General features: G+C 57.4%; 19 protein-coding genes. 7 read left to right on the top strand and 12 right to left on the bottom strand.

What is annotated here, in order from left to right; all coding sequences use genetic code 11:
- Positions 1-216 precede the first annotated feature (216 nt).
- The gene (locus QRN85_RS19000; RefSeq protein WP_062589286.1) at positions 217-1,827 is read left to right on the top strand and encodes a phosphoenolpyruvate carboxykinase; all 1,611 of its coding nucleotides are present in this window, start codon (positions 217-219) and stop codon (positions 1,825-1,827) included.
- Between the two features lie 265 nt (positions 1,828-2,092).
- Positions 2,093-2,527 carry an alternative ribosome rescue aminoacyl-tRNA hydrolase ArfB gene (gene arfB, locus QRN85_RS18995; protein WP_062589288.1) on the top strand — a complete coding sequence of 145 codons (435 nt, stop codon included), beginning with the start codon at positions 2,093-2,095 and terminating at the stop codon, positions 2,525-2,527.
- A 28-nt stretch (positions 2,528-2,555) separates the two neighbouring features.
- On the opposite strand, the gene coaA is transcribed toward arfB, so the two are convergent.
- The 7 genes from coaA to hisB form a co-directional block, all read right to left on the bottom strand.
- Positions 2,556-3,539 (bottom strand): type I pantothenate kinase, encoded by a 984-nt coding sequence (gene coaA / locus QRN85_RS18990; protein ID WP_200939101.1) that lies wholly within the window; start codon positions 3,537-3,539, stop codon positions 2,556-2,558.
- Positions 3,540-3,553: 14 nt separating this feature from the next.
- On the bottom strand, positions 3,554-3,877 hold the full coding sequence (locus QRN85_RS18985; protein ID WP_062589292.1) for a phosphoribosyl-ATP diphosphatase: 324 nt from the start codon (positions 3,875-3,877) through the stop codon (positions 3,554-3,556).
- A 20-nt stretch (positions 3,878-3,897) separates the two neighbouring features.
- Positions 3,898-4,674, bottom strand: a complete 777-nt coding sequence (gene hisF / locus QRN85_RS18980; RefSeq protein WP_062589294.1) for an imidazole glycerol phosphate synthase subunit HisF — start codon at positions 4,672-4,674, stop codon at positions 3,898-3,900.
- Positions 4,671-5,405, bottom strand: a complete 735-nt coding sequence (gene hisA / locus QRN85_RS18975; RefSeq protein ID WP_284759762.1) for a 1-(5-phosphoribosyl)-5-[(5-phosphoribosylamino)methylideneamino]imidazole-4-carboxamide isomerase — start codon at positions 5,403-5,405, stop codon at positions 4,671-4,673. The genes hisF and hisA overlap by 4 nt, the downstream gene beginning before the upstream one ends.
- 1 nt (position 5,406) lies before the next feature.
- The gene (gene hisH / locus QRN85_RS18970; protein ID WP_284759761.1) at positions 5,407-6,057 is read right to left on the bottom strand and encodes an imidazole glycerol phosphate synthase subunit HisH; all 651 of its coding nucleotides are present in this window, start codon (positions 6,055-6,057) and stop codon (positions 5,407-5,409) included.
- 2 nt (positions 6,058-6,059) lie between these two features.
- Positions 6,060-6,551, bottom strand: a complete 492-nt coding sequence (locus QRN85_RS18965) for a DUF2628 domain-containing protein (RefSeq protein WP_284759760.1) — start codon at positions 6,549-6,551, stop codon at positions 6,060-6,062.
- Between the two features lie 79 nt (positions 6,552-6,630).
- Positions 6,631-7,227 carry an imidazoleglycerol-phosphate dehydratase HisB gene (hisB, locus tag QRN85_RS18960; RefSeq protein ID WP_112964350.1) on the bottom strand — a complete coding sequence of 199 codons (597 nt, stop codon included), beginning with the start codon at positions 7,225-7,227 and terminating at the stop codon, positions 6,631-6,633.
- A gap of 197 nt (positions 7,228-7,424) precedes the next feature.
- Here hisB and hslV point away from each other — a divergent pair, with 197 nt between their 5' ends.
- The 4 genes from hslV (at position 7,425) to QRN85_RS18940 (ending at position 12,743) form a co-directional block, all read left to right on the top strand.
- Positions 7,425-7,949, top strand: a complete 525-nt coding sequence (gene hslV / locus QRN85_RS18955) for an ATP-dependent protease subunit HslV (RefSeq protein WP_062589299.1) — start codon at positions 7,425-7,427, stop codon at positions 7,947-7,949.
- 78 nt (positions 7,950-8,027) lie between these two features.
- Entirely contained in the window at positions 8,028-9,335 is a 1,308-nt protein-coding gene (gene hslU, locus QRN85_RS18950) for an ATP-dependent protease ATPase subunit HslU (RefSeq protein ID WP_112964573.1), read from the top strand.
- Positions 9,336-9,483: 148 nt separating this feature from the next.
- The gene (locus tag QRN85_RS18945; protein ID WP_162726705.1) at positions 9,484-10,449 is read left to right on the top strand and encodes a DUF1402 family protein; all 966 of its coding nucleotides are present in this window, start codon (positions 9,484-9,486) and stop codon (positions 10,447-10,449) included.
- Positions 10,450-10,574: 125 nt separating this feature from the next.
- Positions 10,575-12,743: a malate synthase G gene (locus tag QRN85_RS18940; protein ID WP_284759759.1), complete on the top strand. Its 2,169-nt coding sequence runs from the start codon at positions 10,575-10,577 to the stop codon at positions 12,741-12,743.
- 68 nt (positions 12,744-12,811) lie between these two features.
- Here the strand turns inward: QRN85_RS18940 and QRN85_RS18935 are convergent, their stop codons facing one another.
- Positions 12,812-13,498, bottom strand: coding sequence for a L,D-transpeptidase (locus QRN85_RS18935; RefSeq protein WP_062589301.1), 687 nt, complete (start codon positions 13,496-13,498; stop codon positions 12,812-12,814).
- A 183-nt stretch (positions 13,499-13,681) separates the two neighbouring features.
- Between QRN85_RS18935 and QRN85_RS18930 the strand changes: the two genes are divergently transcribed.
- Entirely contained in the window at positions 13,682-14,167 is a 486-nt protein-coding gene (locus tag QRN85_RS18930; RefSeq protein WP_062589328.1) for an MmcB family DNA repair protein, read from the top strand.
- Positions 14,168-14,207: 40 nt separating this feature from the next.
- Here QRN85_RS18930 and QRN85_RS18925 read toward each other — a convergent pair whose 3' ends face one another.
- From QRN85_RS18925 to lhpI, 4 genes are all read right to left on the bottom strand, one after another.
- On the bottom strand, positions 14,208-14,798 hold the full coding sequence (locus QRN85_RS18925) for an ActR/PrrA/RegA family redox response regulator transcription factor (protein WP_113093202.1): 591 nt from the start codon (positions 14,796-14,798) through the stop codon (positions 14,208-14,210).
- Between the two features lie 63 nt (positions 14,799-14,861).
- Positions 14,862-16,169: an ActS/PrrB/RegB family redox-sensitive histidine kinase gene (locus tag QRN85_RS18920; protein WP_113093203.1), complete on the bottom strand. Its 1,308-nt coding sequence runs from the start codon at positions 16,167-16,169 to the stop codon at positions 14,862-14,864.
- 16 nt (positions 16,170-16,185) lie between these two features.
- Positions 16,186-18,642, bottom strand: a complete 2,457-nt coding sequence (gene hrpB / locus QRN85_RS18915; RefSeq protein WP_502870810.1) for an ATP-dependent helicase HrpB — start codon at positions 18,640-18,642, stop codon at positions 16,186-16,188.
- A gap of 20 nt (positions 18,643-18,662) precedes the next feature.
- Complete coding sequence (gene lhpI / locus QRN85_RS18910) at positions 18,663-19,616, bottom strand: bifunctional Delta(1)-pyrroline-2-carboxylate/Delta(1)-piperideine-2-carboxylate reductase (protein WP_284759757.1); 954 nt, start codon at positions 19,614-19,616, stop codon at positions 18,663-18,665.
- Positions 19,617-19,846: the final 230 nt, after the last annotated feature.

Here is a 19,846-nt window from a genome sequence, read left to right as displayed (position 1 = left end):
ATTATCGGTCGCTCCGCCGGGATCAAATTCCAGCGCCGACGGTATTTCCGGCACGAGCTGCGAACTAAACCGATTTAAAATGAAATAAAATCTTTTAAATCGATTAATATATTGAAATTATTAGATATTTTAAAGTAACCGTCTTGTGTTTTTTTAAAACGCAGATTAATTTCCGGGAGAATTTTGAACGGCTTTGTCTGAAAAAGGAATGCGCCCGTGAAGGAACTTGGAGTACACAATCCTGAAAATGGCGTGTCGACGCTTGGTTTGTCGGCCGTAGCCGCCGTGCATTACAATCTCATTGAGAGCGAATTGTACGAGCACGCCATCCGAAATGGTGAAGCCGATCTGACTGCAGATGGTGCCTTGCGCGCCGTGACGGGTCAGCACACGGGCCGTTCGCCAAAAGACAAGTTCGTCGTTCGCGACGCTTCCACCGAAGACAAGATCTGGTGGGATAACAACAAGCCGCTCTCGCCAGAGCACTTCGAGTTGCTTCACAAGGACATGCTCGCTCACGCTGCTGGCAAGACCCTCTATGTTCAAGATCTGATCGGCGGCGCGGACGAAGGCAACGCCTTGCCGACTCGCGTTGTTACGGAACTGGCATGGCACGGTCTTTTCATCCGCAACCTTCTTATCCGCCCTTCGCGCGAGAAGCTGTCTTCCTTCACGCAGAAGCTGACAATCATCAACCTGCCGAGCTTCAAGGCCGATCCCGCTCGTCATGGTGTGCGGACGGAGACCGTCATTGCCTGCGACCTGACCAAGGGCCTAGTTCTTATCGGTGGCACATCCTACGCCGGTGAAAACAAGAAATCCGTCTTCACTGTTCTGAATTACCTGCTGCCTGCCAAGGGTGTCATGCCCATGCACTGCTCGGCCAATGTCGGGCCTGAAGGTGACGCAGCCGTATTCTTCGGTCTGTCCGGCACCGGCAAGACGACACTGTCGGCTGACCCTGCGCGCACACTGATCGGTGACGATGAGCATGGCTGGGGCGAGGAAGGCATCTTCAATTTCGAAGGTGGTTGCTACGCCAAGGCCATCAAGCTTTCGGCAGAGGCAGAGCCTGAAATCTATGCCGCCACCCGTCGTTTCGGCACCGTGCTCGAGAACGTCGTTCTGGACGAAAACCGCGTTCCTGATTTCGACGACAACTCGCTGACGGAAAACACCCGTAGTGCATATCCGCTGCACTTCATTCCGAATGCATCGGAAACGGGCATTGCCGGTCATCCCAAGACCATCATCATGCTCACCGCAGATGCCTTCGGCGTCCTGCCTCCAATCGCACGTCTGACGCCCGAACAGGCCATGTACCACTTCCTGTCCGGTTACACGGCAAAGGTGGCTGGCACGGAAAAGGGCGTAACAGAGCCGGAAGCAACATTCTCGACCTGCTTCGGTGCGCCGTTCATGCCACGTCACCCTGCAGAATACGGCAATCTGCTGCGTGACCTCATCGGCAAGCATGGCGTTGACTGCTGGCTGGTCAACACCGGCTGGACCGGCGGCGCCTATGGCGTTGGCAAGCGTATGCCCATCAAGGCAACACGTGCGCTTCTCACGGCAGCGCTGAAGGGTGAACTGAAGAACGCGCAGTTCCGGACGGACGCCAACTTCGGCTTTGCTGTTCCAACGGCGCTCGAAGGCATCGATAACGGCATTCTCGATCCGCGTTCAACCTGGGCAGATGGTGCCGCTTACGATGCGCAGGCAAAGAAGCTGGTTTCCATGTTCGTCACGAACTTCACCAAGTTCGAAGACCATGTCGACAGCAAGGTGCGCGAAGCAGCGCCTGGCCTGAAGATCGCTGCTGAATAAGGTCGCTTTTGGATTCACGTGAAACGAAACCCGGCCTTGTGCCGGGTTTTTTCGTGGCCGGACACCTTTCTGCACTCCCAACCTTATCCTCGGGCTGGTCCTTAGGAGCCCGCGAACCACAAAATCGCCGTCGTTGGATCCTTTCGGAAAGTCGCCGCGTGACGTCCAGTGAGGGCCTGAGCCTTGCGCGCTGCAATCTTTTCACACGAGGCTGATGGTTTCCATTCGCCCCGATCTGTGGCATCACCGCCGCCGGAGAATAAAGATGGCCAGTGCACCGCTTTTTATCAGCAACAGAATAACGATTGCCGGATGGGAACTGACGGAGCAATTCGTGCTGGCCGGGGGGCCTGGCGGACAGAACGTCAACAAGGTCTCTACCGCCGTTCAGCTGTTTTTCAATGTTGCCGGATCACCCTCTCTGACGGACCGGGTGAAGACCAATCTCCTGCAGCTCGGCGGCAGGCGAGTCTCGAAGGATGGCGTGCTGATGATCGAGGCCAACCGGTTTCGCACGCAGGAACGCAACCGCGAAGACGCCCGCGAACGTCTCAAGGAATTGATTCTCAAGGCGGCGGAGCCACCGCCACCGGTACGCAGGCCAACCAAGCCCACCAAGGGGTCGGTTGAGCGCCGGTTGAAGGAAAAATCCGGCCGCTCTGACGTCAAGAAGATGCGCGGCAGGCCAGATAACGACTAGGGTTCTCTTTTTTTGCCCCATCGAAAAACTAGAGTTTTCTCAGCGCGACCGTGTCGATCAGATGGTCCTTGCCCTTGCGCAGAATAAGGTCAGCGCGGGGGCGGGATGGCAGGATGTTCTGCCTGAGGTTTCTCAGATTGATGTTTTCCCAAAGCCCTTCGGCGATTGCCAGCGCCGCTTCTTCCGAAATCGTGGCGTAACGGTTGAAGTAGGAGGAAGGATCGCGAAACGCGGTCCGGCGCAGATTCATGAAGCGGTTGACGTACCAGTTGTGGATCAGGCTTTCATCGGCGTCGATATAGATCGAGAAATCGAAGAAATCGGAAACCATCGGCACGATCCGCCCACCCGCAGGCAAGTCGCGGGATTGCAGCACGTTGATGCCTTCAAAGATCAGAATGTCAGGACGATCGATGGTGGTGAACTCGTTTGGCACCACATCATAGGTCAGATGTGAATATCGTGGCGCCTGGACATCCGGCTGCGCGGCTTTGATCGCCGACAGGAAGCGCAGCAGGGCACCGATATCGTAGCTTTCCGGGAAGCCCTTGCGGTCCATCATGTTTTCGCGCCGCAGGACGTCGTTGGGATAAAGAAAGCCGTCAGTGGTGATGAGATCGACCTTCGGGCTCGACGGCCAGCGCGCAAGAAGCTCCTTCAATATACGCGCAGTCGTCGATTTCCCAACGGCAACGGAGCCGGCAATGCCGATCACGAACGGCGTCTTGTTGACGTCGGCCATGTTCAGAAACTGGTTCCGCTGCTGAAACAGCAGCTGCGAAGCCTCCACATGGGTCGATAACAGGCGAGACAGGGACAGGTAAATCCGCCGGACCTCATCGAGATCGATAGGGTCATCCAGCGAGCGCAGACGCTTTACCTCGTCAGCGGACAAGGTAAGCGGCGTATCGGCGCGAAATTTTGCCCATTGTTCTGAACTGAAGAAGTGATAGGGCGAATATTCATCGGGGCGGAAATGATCGAGCGTGTTTGGCATGCCTTGTCCTCCCATGCGTGCCACAGTCGTCATTTTCCAGGCCTCGATTCCTTTTCGCTGATGCCTGATTGTGCCGTGCGCCGTTCCAGTTCCGCATACACCTCCGACAAGGGGAGGTCCGCAATCTTCAGCACGACCAGAAGATGATAGAGCAGGTCGGCTGCCTCATCCGTCAGGTTCTTGCGGTCGTTGGAGATGGCGGCGATGACGGTTTCCACCGCTTCCTCACCAAGCTTCTTGGCGGCACGTGGCTGGCCCGAAGCGACGAGTTTCGCAGTCCAGGATTCCTCCGGCGAGGCGCTGGCGCGTTGCGCCACGATACGCTCCAGATCGGAAAGGGAAAATGCAGTCATCTCGCAATATCCTAGTGAGATCAATCAAGACGCATGGCGATGCCGTGATCGGCCATGTAGGCTTTGGCTTCGCCAATGGAATATGTTCCGAAATGGAAGATGGATGCAGCCAGAACCGCCGTCGCGTGGCCATCCCTGACACCAGCAACGAGATCATCAAGCGTTCCGACGCCACCCGAAGCAACCACGGGGACACGAACCTGGTCGGCAATCGTTCTGGTCAAGGCGATGTCATAGCCGCTCTTTGTCCCGTCACGATCCATGGAGGTGACAAGCAATTCGCCAGCGCCGCGCTCGACCATCTTGATGGCAAATTCCACCGCGTCGATGCCCGTGGCCTGGCGACCGCCATGGGTGAAAATCTCCCATCGATCCGTCTCACCGGCGCTCGAAACTTTCTTGGCGTCGATCGAGACCACGATGCATTGGTTGCCGAATTTATCGGCGGCCTGCGCAACAAAATCCGGGTCCTTCACGGCCGCCGAATTGATGGACACCTTGTCAGCGCCACACAGCAGCAGCTTTCGGATATCGCCGACGGCGCGAACACCGCCACCGACCGTAACAGGCATGAAGCAATGATCGGCTGTGCGGGAGACAACATCGAAAATGGTATCGCGATTGTCTGACGAGGCAGTGATATCGAGAAAGCAGAGCTCATCGGCACCGGCAGCGTCATAGGCTTTCGCCGCTTCGACGGGGTCACCCGCATCGATGAGATCGACGAAATTGACGCCTTTGACCACGCGGCCATCTTTCACATCGAGGCAGGGTATGATGCGGGCTTTCAGGGTCATGCGCGCGCCTCCTTTATCAAAGCCAGTGCCTGAGCCGGGTCGATGCGCCCGTCATAAAGGGCACGACCGGAAATCGCACCCTCCAGCTTTGCCGCGTCAGGCTCCAGCATCCTCTTGATGTCTTCAATCGACGCCAATCCACCCGATGCAATGACCGGGATCGATACCGCATTCGCCAGCTCCAGGGTGGATGCCCAGTTGATGCCAGCCAGAATGCCATCTCTGTCGATATCGGTGTAGATGATTGCGGCAACACCAGCACCCTCGAAACGCTGTGCAAGTTCGATGACCCCGAGTTCGGAGGCTTCGGCCCAACCCTCTACCGCGACCTTGCCTCCCTTGGCATCGATACCAACGGCCACCTGACCGGGGAAACGCTTGCACGCCTCCATAACCAGAACCGGATCGCGCACGGCAACGGTTCCCAGAATAACGCGGGCAAGACCGCGCGACAGCCAGGCCTCGATGTGATCGAGCGTACGAATACCGCCACCCAGCTGGACGGGGTTGCTGGTGGACTTGAGAATGGCATCGACGGCGTCACCATTGACAGTCTGGCCGGCAAAGGCGCCGTTCAGGTCCACCACATGCAGCCATTCGAAACCCTGGCCCTCAAACGCCTTTGCCTGAGCGCCGGGGTCTGTGTTGTAGACGGTGGCCTGTTCCATATCACCCAGCTTGAGGCGAACGCACTGGCCATCTTTGAGGTCGATTGCGGGAAATAAGATCATGTCAGGGCTTCCAGCGCAGGAAATTGGAAATCAGGGCAAGGCCGAGTGTCTGGCTTTTTTCCGGGTGAAACTGGGCGCCGACCATGTTGTCGCGACCCACGAAAGCCGTCATGGCACCGCCGTAATCGGTGGTGGCGATAACGTCATGCTCGTTTCTTGCGGCAAGGTGGTAGGAATGGACGAAGTAGGCGTGCAGACCGTCCGGGCCGGTCTTGATGCCTTCAAAGACAGGGTGCGGCCTGTGAAGCTCCAGCGTATTCCAGCCGATCTGCGGTACCTTTAACGTCGGGTCAGCTGGGGTCATCTCCACGACATCCCCTTCGATCCAGCCAAGACCCTGGCTTATCGTTTTTTCCAGTCCGCGAGACGACATCAACTGCATACCGACGCAGACGCCAATGAAGGGACGCCCTTTGGTCTCCACCGCATCGGTCAAAGCCTGATGCATTCCGGGAACGGCCGCAAGACCGGCGCGGCAGTCCGCATAGGCACCGACACCCGGCAAAACGATGCGATCGGCCGATGCAACGCGATCGGGATCATCGGTGAGATCGATGATCGCATCGATACCGGCTTCGTGCGCCGCCCGCTCAAATGCCTTGGTCGCCGAACGAAGATTGCCGGAGCCGTAATCGATAATTGCCACACGCATGATCAGCGCCTTCCATTCAGATCGAACTGAAACGACCCTGCCGGATCGTTCGTCTTGTAACTGCCGCTCTTTGTATCTCGCTTCCAGTCCGTATGCGGAACGGTGTTGGACACACCTGTTTCAGACAGCGGCAGGCTCGCAAAATACATATCTTCTGCCGTTGCAAGGTCTGGTGCCGCAACAACGGTCTTGAAGGTCCATCCTCTCGATAAAAGATCTCGAACGACAAGATTTCGGCCTTCGAATCCGGCTATCGAGGCCGCGGCAAGGGCGAAAACAAGACCTGTTGCGGCCAAGCCATTAAGCGCAGAAACCTGCCCCGCTGCGACTTGCAAAATGACCAGCCCGATGGCGACCCACCACAGGCGCTGAACGGCAAACCATATCCAGGGAAACAGAAAGGCGAGCCAGGAAAAACGATCGGCAATCAGGCGTGTCGAGCGGTGATCCCGATCCGGACCACCGGGTGCTTCCAGAACGATATATGAGATCATTGGCGTTCCTGACGTCGTTTTGCGCTAAGTGACGAATACGTGATTGCTCTTGCGTCACTGCGTGCAGATCCTGACCTTTTCAGGCCAGCATACCCTTTGTCGAAGGCACGCGGTCTGCCTGACGCGGATCGATTTCCGTCGCAGTGCGCAGAACACGTGCAACTGCCTTGAAGCAGGTCTCGGCGATATGGTGGTTGTTGGCACCATAGTGGTTGAGAACATGCAAGGTAATGCCGCCGTTCTGAGCAAGCGCCTGGAAAAACTCCCGAACAAGCTCAGTATCGAAAGTGCCGATCTTTGGGGCCGAGAACATCACGTTCCAGACCAGAAAGGGGCGACCGGAAATATCGACGGCTGCCTTTGTCATGGTCTCGTCCATGGCCAGATCAAGAGAAGCGTAGCGGGTAATACCGCGACGGTCTCCGAGTGCCTTGGAAATGGCCTGACCGATGGCAATGCCGGTATCTTCCACGGTGTGGTGATCGTCGATGTGCAGATCACCCTTCACATTGATGTCCATGTCGATCAGAGAATGGCGGCTGAGCTGCTCCAGCATATGGTCGAAAAATCCCACACCCGTGGAAATCTGCGACTTGCCTGTTCCGTCGATGTTCACGCGCACGAAGACGTCCGTCTCGTTTGTCTTGCGGGAAATCTCAGCTCTGCGTTCTGCCATCTGGCTGCTCCGTATCGATATTGGCGTTCCATATCAGCATGACCCACAAATATCCAGCCAAGACATCGCCTGGCCCGATTGTCCGAAGGTGGAGCCGGGCGTGCCGATTTGCAATCGCAAAAACCGGACTTACATAGACTTCGAACGGGACCGCAGGGGCGGTCCGACAACGCCCATTTTGGGCAAACAGGTGTTTGATGACAACGATTATTACTGTGAGAAAGGCCGGCAAGGTCGTCATGGCCGGTGACGGTCAGGTCAGTCTCGGTCAGACCGTGATGAAAGGCAATGCCCGCAAGGTGCGCCGCATCGGCAAGGGCGAAGTGATTGCCGGTTTTGCCGGGGCAACCGCAGATGCTTTCACGCTTCTCGACAGGCTTGAAAAGAAGCTGGAGCAATATCCCGGGCAATTGATGCGCGCTGCCGTGGAGCTTGCCAAGGACTGGCGCACCGACAAATATCTGCGCAATCTCGAAGCCATGATGCTTGTCGCTGACAAGTCGATAACCCTGGCCATTACCGGCAATGGCGATGTCCTTGAGCCGGAACACGGGGCAATCGCAATCGGATCTGGCGGAAACTACGCCTTTGCGGCAGCGCGTGCCCTGATGGATTCGGAAAAGTCGGCCGAAGAAGTGGCGCGACAGGCACTCGATATCGCCGCTGATATCTGCGTTTACACCAATCATAATCTCGTAATCGAAACGCTCGACGCAGAATAAGCTGCGGCCGCCAAACATATGGGTTCTGTGGGCCGGGCCGACATGGCTGGTCGCAACAGAGACGCCGAAAGGAAGACAATGACGAATTTTTCTCCCCGCGAGATCGTTTCAGAACTCGACCGCCACATCATCGGTCAGCATGACGCCAAGCGTGCCGTGGCGATCGCCCTGCGCAATCGCTGGCGCCGCCAGCAGCTCGATGACAGCCTGCGCGATGAGGTGATGCCGAAGAACATCCTCATGATCGGGCCGACCGGTGTCGGCAAGACCGAGATTTCCCGTCGTCTTGCGAAACTGGCCGGAGCGCCCTTCATCAAGGTCGAGGCGACGAAGTTTACCGAGGTCGGCTATGTCGGCCGCGACGTCGAGCAGATCATTCGCGATCTCGTGGAAATCGGCATCGGCCTCGTCCGGGAAAAGAAACGCACGGAAGTACAGGCCAAGGCTCATGCCAGCGCAGAAGAACGTGTGCTGGATGCCCTTGTCGGCTCTACGGCCTCTCCGGCCACGCGGGAAAGCTTCCGCAAGAAGCTTCGCGATGGAGAGCTGGACAAGAAGGAAATCGATATCGAAGTCGCTGACGCAGGCTCTGGAATGCCCGGTTTCGAAATTCCGGGAATGCCGGGCGCGAATATCGGCGTCCTCAATCTTTCCGACATGTTCGGCAAGGCTATGGGTGGCCGCACCAAGAAGGTCCGCACGACAGTCGAGAAATCCTATGCGGACCTTATTCGCGACGAGTCGGACAAGCTTCTCGACAACGAGCTCATCCAGCGCGAAGCCGTAAAATCGGTAGAGAATGATGGCATCGTCTTCCTTGACGAAATCGACAAGATCGCTGCACGCGACGGCGGCATGGGCGCGGGCGTCTCTCGTGAGGGTGTCCAGCGTGATCTTCTGCCGCTGGTGGAGGGAACGACGGTTTCGACCAAGTACGGGCCGGTCAAGACCGATCATATTCTCTTCATCGCATCAGGCGCGTTCCACGTTTCGAAGCCCTCCGATCTTCTTCCCGAGCTTCAGGGCCGACTGCCCATTCGGGTCGAACTGAAGCCGCTGACCAAAGAGGACTTCCGAAGGATTCTCACGGAGACGGAAGCGAGCCTCATCCGTCAATATATTGCGCTGATGGCAACGGAGGAGTTGAACCTGGAATTCACCGATGATGCCATCGATGCTTTGGCCGACGTCGCGGTGCATCTCAATTCCTCGGTTGAGAATATCGGTGCGCGTCGCCTGCAAACCGTCATGGAACGGGTACTGGACGAAATTTCGTTCAACGCACCGGATCGCAGTGGCTCTGCGGTCAAGATCGACCAGGATTATGTCAAGGAGCATGTGGGCGATATCGCCGCCGATACGGACCTGTCGCGCTACATTCTCTAAGATAATGCGGAGTGCGGCAAATCTTGCCGCACTCTTATTTTACTGGCCTTGTCTCGACATTTGACCACGCTTTTCGCTAATGAAAACGTTAATGGCTCTTGAGGGAATGGTCCGGCGCTCGCGTCGGCCGAGAAAAAGGCATCCGCTCGTGCGTAAAATTCTTCTGGTCCTGGCTGCCGTCATGGTTTTTGGCGCCGTCTCCCAATCCTTTGCGGAGGCTGCAAGCGTGGTGCCGCCGGGAAATCGCAACGAAGATCAGCCCGGTGTGCCCGGCGCGTCTTCCCGCCGCACCAAGGGCTCCAATTCCACATTTGATCGCAAATATCAGAAAGTGCTGGATCTGCTGTCGGGCGACAAGCAGCTCATTGCCAAGATCAAATCCACGGCAGGACGCTACGGAATTGACCCCATTCATATGATTGGCGCAATCGTCGGTGAACACACTTATAATGTGGATGCCTATGACCGGCTTCAATCCTACTACGTCAAAGCGGCGTCCTATGCGGGCAACAGTTTTCGATTCGGCTACAAGGACGAAAGCATTGCGCAGTTTCTGGCGCATGAGCAGTTTTCGAAATGCCAGTCCAAGCGGGAATCCGTCAGCCTCTGGACTTGCCGCGAAGATGTCTGGGACGACAGTTTCCGCGGCAAACAGGTCAATGGCGTCAGTTATCCCGATAACCGTTTCAGTGCAGTCTTCTTCCAGCCATTCTATGCCGGTCAGACCTTCGGGCTCGGGCAGATCAACCCGCTGACCGCTTTGATGCTGTCCGACACCGTCGCCAGAATTTCCGGCTATGAAAAGCTGGATGAGAATGATGCCGCAGCTGTTTACAACGCGATCATGGATCCCGATCGCTCGCTGGCCTATATGGCAGCGGCGATCCGAAAGTCGATCGATGACTACAAATCGATTGCGGATATGGACATCTCCAAAAATCCGGGCGTGACCTCGACGCTCTACAATCTCGGCGGATCACAGCAGCGGGCGGCGGTTCTCGCGCAGAAAAACCGTCAGAGGGCAGCAGCAGGCGAGGGGCCAGCATGGCCGGAAGAGAACTATTACGGCTGGCTCGTCAATGAGAAGCTGCCGGAGTTGCAGCGACTCCTGTAAAAGCTGGAACAGGTTGCGCCAGATTGTTTCCAAAAAAGAAAAGAACTTTGGCGGTGATGCCTGATTGACGAGCGGTGGTTTGAGCGTCCACTCTGTCTGCAAATATGCAGATAGGGAGACGCAAAGTGAGCCGCATCGAGCAGCACGGACTTTCCATTGAGCAGACGCTCTTCGATTTCTTGACGAAGGAGGTTCTGCCCGGCACAGGCCTGGACGCAGACCTTTTCTTCCGAGGATTTTCAGAGATCGTGCATCAGCTCTCCCCGAAGAACCGGGAGTTGCTGCAAAAGCGAGACGCTTTTCAGGTCCAGCTGGATGACTGGTACCGCGCCAATGGTGCGCCGGTAGACCTTGCTGCCTACGAAACATTCCTGCGCGATATCGGTTATCTGCTGCCCGAAGGCGAGAACTTCACGGTAAAAACCGCAAACGTCGATCCTGAGATTGCCCGGATCGCCGGTCCGCAGCTCGTCGTTCCCGTCATGAACGCGCGATACGCGCTGAATGCTGCCAATGCGCGCTGGGGCTCACTCTACGATGCGCTCTATGGCACAGATGCGATTTCTGAAGCGGACGGGGCCGAAAAAGGCCGGGATTACAACCCGAAGCGAGGGGAGAAGGTCATCGCCTGGGCGCGTGATTTTCTGGATCGTTCAGCTCCCCTCGCGCATGGCAGCTGGTCTGATATCTCCGGCTTGAAGATCGCAGACGGTGCCCTGCATGTCGAAATCGGGGGCGATTGGCAGACCCTCAACGATGCTGCCCAGTTCGTCGGCTACAAGGGCGAGACTGCCTCCCCGTCGTCGGTCCTGCTTGCCAAGAATGGTCTCCACGTCGAAATCATCATCGACAAGTCGACCGCGATCGGTGCAAGCGACAAGGCTGGCCTCTCGGACATCGTCCTTGAGTCTGCTCTGACGACGATCATGGACTGCGAAGATTCGGTGGCCGCGGTCGATGCGCAGGACAAGGTCGTTGCCTATCGCAATTGGCTGGGCCTCATGCGCGGAGACCTGACAGAGGAGGTGGCCAAGGGTGGCAAGACCTTTACCCGCCGCCTCAACGCGGATCGTGACTATGTCGCTGCCGATGGCTCATCGCTTTCACTGCCCGGTCGTTCGCTGATGCTGGTTCGCAATGTGGGCCACCTCATGACCAATCCAGCCATCCTCGACAAGGACGGTCGGGACATCCCGGAAGGCATCATGGATGCGGTGGTCACGGCGTTGATCGCGCTTTATGACGTTGGAGCCAAGGGACGCCGTCAAAATTCACGCGCTGGCTCCATGTATGTGGTCAAGCCAAAGATGCATGGTCCTGAAGAGGTCGCGTTTGCCGCAGACATATTTACGCGTGTCGAAGCACTGGTCGGGATGGAACCCAACACAATCAAGATGGGCATCATGGATGAGGAACGCCGCACGACGGTCAATCTCAAGGAATGCATTCGCGCAGCGAAGAACCGTGTTGTCTTCATAAATACCGGCTTCCTCGATCGCACCGGTGACGAAATCCATACCTCGATGGAAGCGGGTCCGATGATTCGCAAGGGCGATATGAAACAGGCGGCCTGGATTTCCGCTTATGAAAACTGGAACGTCGATATCGGCCTTGAATGCGGGCTTGCCGGTCACGCGCAGATCGGCAAGGGAATGTGGGCAATGCCGGACCTGATGGCGGCGATGCTGGAGCAGAAAATCGCGCATCCCAAAGCTGGCGCCAACACCGCCTGGGTGCCCTCACCAACGGCAGCGACGCTCCACGCAACGCATTATCACAGCGTGGATGTTGCGACCGTGCAGGACGGACTGAAGACGCGCGACCGTGCCAGGCTCTCGGATATTCTTTCCGTGCCGGTCGCTGTCCGTCCGAATTGGAGCGCCGAGGATATCCAGCGCGAGCTCGACAACAACGCGCAGGGCATCCTTGGCTATGTCGTGCGCTGGGTCGACCAGGGCGTTGGATGTTCGAAAGTGCCCGATATCAACAATGTCGGCCTGATGGAAGATCGCGCGACCCTGCGCATTTCCGCCCAGCACATGGCCAACTGGCTGCGCCATGGTGTGGTTTCGCAAGAGCAGATCGTTGAAACGATGAAGCGTATGGCAGCCGTCGTCGATCAGCAGAACGCAAATGATGCGGCTTACCGGCCAATGGCGACTGATTTCGATGGCTCGATTGCGTTTCAGGCTGCGCTTGAGCTGGTGCTGAAGGGCAGGGAACAGCCGAACGGTTATACCGAGCCCGTCTTGCACCGCCGCCGTCTGGAGTTGAAGGCGACGCAGGCAGGGTAGTTACAAGACCAGACATAAAAAAGCCGCCGGAGATGTTCCGGCGGCTTTTTTGGTGAGATCGTTGATTCTTACTGGATCACGATGACCTTGGAACTGCGGCCCGGACGGACGCGGCTGTAGAGGTCGATGACGTCCTGGTTGATCATGCGAATGCAGCCGGAGGAAGCCGCGGTGCCGATGGAATTCCACTCTGGAGAACCATGGATGCGGAACAGCGTGTCCTGACCTTTTTCGTTGAACAGATACATGGCGCGTGCACCCAGCGGATTGGTCAGGCCCGGGCCCATACCAGCTTCCACATAGCGAGCGACTTCCGGCTTGCGGTCAGCCATTTCCTTTGGCGGATGCCACATTGGCCATTCCTGCTTCCACGCAACATAGGCTTCACCAGCCCATGCAAAGCCCTGTTTGCCGACGCCGATGCCATAACGCACGGCCTTGCCGCCTGGCAGAATGTAATACAGGAAGCGTTCGCGCGTATTGACGATAACGGTGCCTGGCTTTTCGGGTGTTTCATACGCAACGATCTGGCGGTGGAAGCGCTTGTCCACCTTGTTGATCGGGATTGCCGGCAAGGCGTAACCAGCATCGGTTGTCGCGCCGTAAACTTCGTCACCGAAAATCTGTGTCGTTTCGACAAAGGCTGGCGCGGAGGCGGGTGTGGCAGGTGTCGTCTTGGTCGCCGTGGAGGCGCAGCCGGTCAAAGCAAATACCGACGACAGACCGAGGGCAGTCAAAAAAGTGCGAATGCGCATGATGTTCTCGCGGGAAATATCACCAAATCGGGGCGATGCATGAAGCTTATTGAATAGACGGGTTATTTTCGATTACTCTGGCCTTGGCAAGCCGTTGCACCGCAGCAATAGAATATGGCGCACGAAATTGCGCTCGGATGGCCTTTTTGCAACATCATAGACCCATACCAGCCGGATTTTTCCATGACTATTCTTTCCATCGTCAATAACAACCCGTTAATCGACGGTCGCCAGTCGGAAAATGCGATGCTGGTCAGGCGTGGCGTGCAGATATTGCTGAACGAAATGCGCCATTCCATTTTGCCGGAACTCTCGCTTTCAAGTGGCCGCAGGGCGGATTTGATCAGCGTTTCCGCCAAGGGAGAGATATGGATCGTGGAGATCAAATCCTCGATAGAGGATTTCAGGGTGGATCGAAAATGGCCGGATTATCGCGCCCATTGCGACCGGCTGTTCTTTGCCACCCATACTGCCGTCCCGCTCGACATTTTCCCGGAAGACTGCGGATTGTTCGTTTCCGATGGCTATGGCGCCCATATGGTGCGTGAAGCACCGGAGCATAAACTGCCACCAGCCGCCCGCAAGTCGCTGATGCTCGATTTTTCCAGGACCGCTGCGAGGCGCCTGATGATGGCCGAGTGGTCCACCGGCAAAAGCTATTCAGACTGAAGAGACGCGGCAGAACGCGACGGCCTTGCAACTGACAAGTCTACTTGGGAGCACGCTTGGCCAATATGCGCTGCAAGGTGCGGCGATGCATGTTTAGACGTCGTGCCGTTTCTGAAACATTGCGCTCGCACATTTCATAGACGCGCTGAATATGTTCCCAGCGAACCCTGTCTGCCGACATGGGATTTTCCGGAAGGTCCATCTTGTCGCCTTCGCGCTGGGTCAGCGCATTGAACACGTCATCGGCGTCGGCGGGCTTTGCCAGATAATCGAGCGCACCCAGCTTCACGGCCGTCACAGCGGTGGCAATGTTGCCATATCCGGTCAAGACGACGATCTGGGTGTCGTCACGGTGCTGACGGATCGCCTCGATCACTTCCAGTCCATTTCCATCGCCCAGACGTAAATCCACGACGGCGTATTTGGGCGGCGAAAGCTTGGACTTTGCGATGCCTTCGCTAACCGACTCGGCAGTATCGACGGCAAAGCCACGTGTCTCCATGGCGCGCGCCAGACGGCGCAGGAATGGGCCATCGTCATCAACGATCAGAAGGGAATTATCCGGTCCTATCGCGTCAGCAGCCTCGCTCGCCGACGCTGCACCCTTTTCGTCCCGCTTGTCGTCACTCATCCCGGCATTCTCCGCAGTCTATTTCTATCAACCGACCTTATTGCACCCGAAGGCAGAATAAACTCATTTGTTCTTCTTATCTTCCATAATTTCGCGCGGCCAGACGATAGCGACTCGTGCGCCGGGTCCATCATCGATCCGGTTCTCGAAAGTCAGAACCGCACCGGAGCGCTCCAGAAGGGTCTTTGCGATAAAGAGGCCGAGACCAAGTCCGCCAGCCCGGGTTTCGTTTTGGCGCTTCGTGACATAGGGCTCGCCGATCCGGGCGAGAATGTCCGGCGCATAGCCTTGCCCATCGTCCTCGATAACGACCTTCACATGATGGGCATCATAGGAGGATGTAACCGTCACAAGCTCACGGGCATAATCGACGGCGTTTTCGAGAAGATTCCCGAGACCATAGATGATGCCGGCGTTTCTGGCGCCAACAGGCTCGCCGCTTCTGCCGCTCTTTTCAATGAGCCGGAGTTTGATCCCGAATTCGCGGTGGGGTGCAATGACCTCTTCGATCAGTGAAGACAGGGGCAGCTTGCGAAGGTGCTCCTCACCGTCTGCTGAGAGGGATGTCAATCGCCGCAGAATATCGCGGCATCTTTCGCTCTGGCTGCGCAGAAGCGCAACATCTTCGCCAAAGCGTTCGTCATTTCCCAGTTCCCGCTCCATTTCCTTGGCAACAACGCTGATCGTCGCCAGAGGGGTGCCAAGCTCATGAGCGGCGGCTGCAGCCAGACCATCGAGCTGGGAGAGGTGCTTTTCGCGTTCAAGCACAAGTTCCGTTGCTGCCAGCGCATCGGCAAGCTGATTGGCCTCATGCGAAACACGGTATGCATAGAAGGCGGCAAACAGCATCATCGCCACGATGGAGCACCAGATGCCGATGTGGATGATGATCTGGATCGGCAATGTTTCGCCGGGATACCATGGAACGGGAAAGGGGGAGAACGCGATGGATGTAACGCACGCCAGGGCAAATGCCAGCAACATGAGGGAGTGTTTCATGGGCTGCGAGGCAAAGGCAATGATGACCTGAACGCAGATGAGCGGTGCAAACGGATTGGAGAGACCACCCGTGATGTAGATCAGCGCCGTCAATTGTAGCAGGTCGAAAGCCAGAAGAAGCGTTGCTTCCCAGGGTTCAAGCCGGTAGGTAGCCGGAAATCTGGCGGATAGAAACAGATTTGCAACCGCCAGCGCGCCGATCAGCACTGCGCAGGTCAGAAGCGGCAAGGGAAAATTGAGCCCGAAGCCAACCAGAAGAATGGTTGCCGTCTGCCCTGCCACGGCCAGCCAACGCAACCAGACGATCGTTTGCAGGCGGATATGACGGCTGGCGCGGCCAAGTCGTGTGTTTTCTTCTGGCTGAGCTGCCATTTGCCGTCTTCCTTTTTCAGGTCCCGCGTGGTTTCACGCGAGTGGTCGGTTGCGCAGAGGCCGGATCTTCCGGCCATGGGTGACGCGGATACCGCCCCCTCATATCCGAGCGAACGTCCTTCCAGGATCCAGCCCAGAAACCCGGCAGATCCCGTGTTGTCTGTATCGGCCTGTGGGCGGGCGAGGTCAATTCCAGAAGCAGTGGCAATTTGCCGCCCGCCAGTGTTGGGTGTTGGCGCAGGCCGAAAAGCTCCTGGACGCGAATGGTCAGTGTCGGTTCTTCCCCCTCATAGCTTATAGGGTGCCGTTGTCCCGTCGGCGCTTCGAAATGGGAGGGAAGCAATTTGCCAAGCTCGCGCTGCACCGAATGCGGAACAAGAGACATCAGCCCTTCCATCAACGCACCACTCTTGATGGCCTGAATGCTGTTGACGTCATGCTGGAACGGAACGAACCACTCTTCAAGCCGAGCCAGAAGCGCCTCATCACGCGTATCCGGCCACGGATCACCTATCGTCCGATGCAGGAAACCAAGACGTTGCCGCAATTGCTGCGCTTCCTTGGAGAAATTGACAAGGCCCAACCCATGCTCTCGAATGCCACCGGCAAGGGCGAGCGCGGCCTTCTCGCCAGCCGGCTTGCCAAGCGGTGCCTCTTCAAGGATGATCGCGCCGATGCGCGTGACGCGACGAGCGCGGACTTGACCGCTGGCCTTGTCAAAAAACAGCTGATCTTCCCTGGCGATGGAATCCGGCAAATAATCCTCGACATCTTCGCGCCTGATGGAAGCGGCAGCCAGAATACGTGGCTGCGCTGCGCGGCCAGTGACGTCAGCCACAACGAGCATTTTCTCGGCAGCGAGACGCTCCGTTTCTGAAAGTTCCGCACCACGCCCATTGGCCATGACATAGCGCCCGCGTCCACCACGTTGAAAAGCGATGCGATCGGGATAGGCATGAAGCAGCAGCTGTCCTGCAGTCACAGGATCGACGGAAGCGGTTCTTCCGAGCGAAGCCGCGATCCTGCCTGCAAGCCCCCTTGCCGCCGTCGCTCTTTCTCCCTTTTCCTGCTTGAAGCGACGTAGCCTTTCCTCAAGGTCGATGTCGCTTCCCCCAAGCCCCTGTTCCGTCAAGAGGACCGCCAACAGAGCTGCCTGATTGCCATGACCGTGTTCTTGTGCCGCAATGACCATGGCGGAAAGGCGAGGGGGGAGGGCCAATTCCCGCATCTGCCTGCCACGCGGGGTTATGGCTCCTGCAGCATCCAGCGCGCCAAGGCTCGTCAACAGGGTCCTCGCTTCGCGAAGTGCCGTTTCGGGAGGCTGGTCCAGAAAGGATAGCGAAGCGGGATCAGCCACACCCCAATGCGCCAGGTCCAGCGCAAGAGCAGAAAGATCGCTTGCCAGAATCTGCGGCGGCGTGAAAGCAGGGAGCGCAGCCGTCTGGCCTGCGTGCCACAGCCTGATTGCAATCCCAGGCTCTGTTCGTCCCGCGCGGCCAGCGCGCTGATCGGCCGAGGCGCGGGAAACCTTCACGGTCTCAAGCCTCGTCATGCCTGTGGAGGGTTCGAATACCGGCAGTCTCTGCAGACCACTATCTATGACGACCCGCACACCATCGATGGTGATGGAGGTTTCGGCAATGGACGTCGCCAGCACGATCTTGCGTCTTCCAGCCCCGGTGGGCTGTATAGCAGCATCCTGATCTTTCTGGGAAAGGTTGCCATAGAGAGGTATGACACTCGTCTCTGCTGCGAACTTCCCCTCAAGCCGTTCGGCCGTCCGCGTAATTTCTCCCTGTCCTGGCAGAAAAGCAAGAATGGAACCGGCTTCCGATTGATGGGCGGCGATAATGGCCCTGGCAACCCTGTCTTCTACGCGCTCCTGCCCATTGCGTTCGTCGTAGCGGATATCGATTGGAAAACTACGTCCCAGGCTTTTGATGACCGGCGCGTCTGTCAGCAGCTCACTGATTCTCTCCACGTCCAGCGTAGCCGACATGACGAGAACGCGAAGATCGTCGCGCAGTCCACTGCGGACATCCAGCGCAAGGGCAAGACCAAAGTCGCCGTCCAGCGAACGTTCATGAAATTCGTCGAAGATGACCGTCGAAACACCTGATAGCTCGGGGTCGTCTAGTATCATGCGGGCGAAAACGCCCTCCGTGACGACCTCGATGCGTGTTTTCGCGGATATGCGATTGTCCAGCCGCATACGATAGCCGACGGTTTCGCCCACGGTTTCGCCAAGCAGTGACGCCATGCGGCTTGCAGCCGCGCGCGCCGCGAGCCGTCGCGGTTCCAGCAGGATAATCTTGCCATCTCCGCGCCATGGCTGATGCAGGAGGTAAAGCGGCACCAGTGTGGTCTTGCCCGCGCCGGGCGGTGCCGACAAGATCGCCTGGCCGAAGTCGGCCAAAGCGCCGCCAATCTCAGCGAGAACCTCCGTTACTGGCAATTCCGGCAGCATCATCATGTTTGTCTGCGACATTTCATTCACAAATGGTTTTCTGCAATGACGCTTTCGTAAGCGAGTATCGCGCCGGCCAGATCCTCCAGCGCAGCACCTACCGATTTGAACAGCGTAATTTCATCCTTGCTCTTGCGGCCTCCATAACGTCCGGAGACAAGCTCGGAAAGCTCCGCGACAACTTCGCTGCGCTCGATTGCCCCGGAACCGAGGGGCTGAACAAGGTCGCCACCTTCCGTCAGCGCGCCGTCATAGGTATCGACGAAAATCGTCGCGCGTTGAACCGCAATGTCGTCGCTCTCCCGCATTGATGGTTTAAAGGCCCCGACGAGGTCGAGATGCGCACCCGGTTTAAGCCATTCGCCTTTGACAAGAGGTTGGTCAGACAGTGTGGCGCAGGAGATTAAATCAGCCTCCCGAGCGCTCCGCTCCAGATCGTCACAAGGCTGCGCGTCCAGACCGATCTTGCGTGCCTTCTGGGCCATTGCTGCCGCCGCGTCGGCATTGCGACCCCAGACCGTAAAAGAGGTAAGGGGGCGGACCGCGGCATGGGCCTCCATCAGATTAAGCGACAAGCGCCCTGTTCCCACCATCAGCATTGCGGAGGCGTCCTCCCGTGCCAGATGGCGCGCGGCGAGCGCCGAAGTGGCCGCCGTCCGTCGTGCCGTCAGTTCGCCACCTTCAATCGCCGCAAGCATCTCGCCTGTCTTTCCGGACGACAGAAGATAGGTACCAAAGATAGCTGGCAGGGCTCTCTGCGCGTTGTCGGGAAAGACGGACAGGATTTTCACGCCAAGATAAGAACCCGGAACCCATGCGGGCATCATCAGTAGCGTTGCGTTTCTTTCACCGGGCACCTCTACGTCATGATGGTGCCTTAAGGGCGTCACGCAGCCCACCCGGAACATGTTCTCTATAGCCCCTATAAGAGCAGGCCAGGGCAAGGCACGGCGCGTTTCGTCTTCATTGAGAACAAGCATAGGGGTCTCCCGGATGATCTGGATCGAGAGACCTTAGCAAGGCGACGCTGTCGGGTGAAGTCAGAGACCAAATATGAAGGCCCGCGAGGCCGTTGGTGGGGTCGGATTTTGAGTAGACCCGAAATACCCCAGCCTAATCAGCAACTTACATAAAATCTGTATTTTTTTGGATTGTCAGTGTTGACTTGTTTGAGGGGTGTCCTCTATAAGTCCGCTCACTGACGAGGGCG

It is taken from the genome of Agrobacterium sp. fls2-241-TYG-188a, assembly GCF_030209845.1.
Note: the sequence above shows the minus strand (reverse complement) of the source record. Positions and strands in the feature narration are given on the sequence as shown.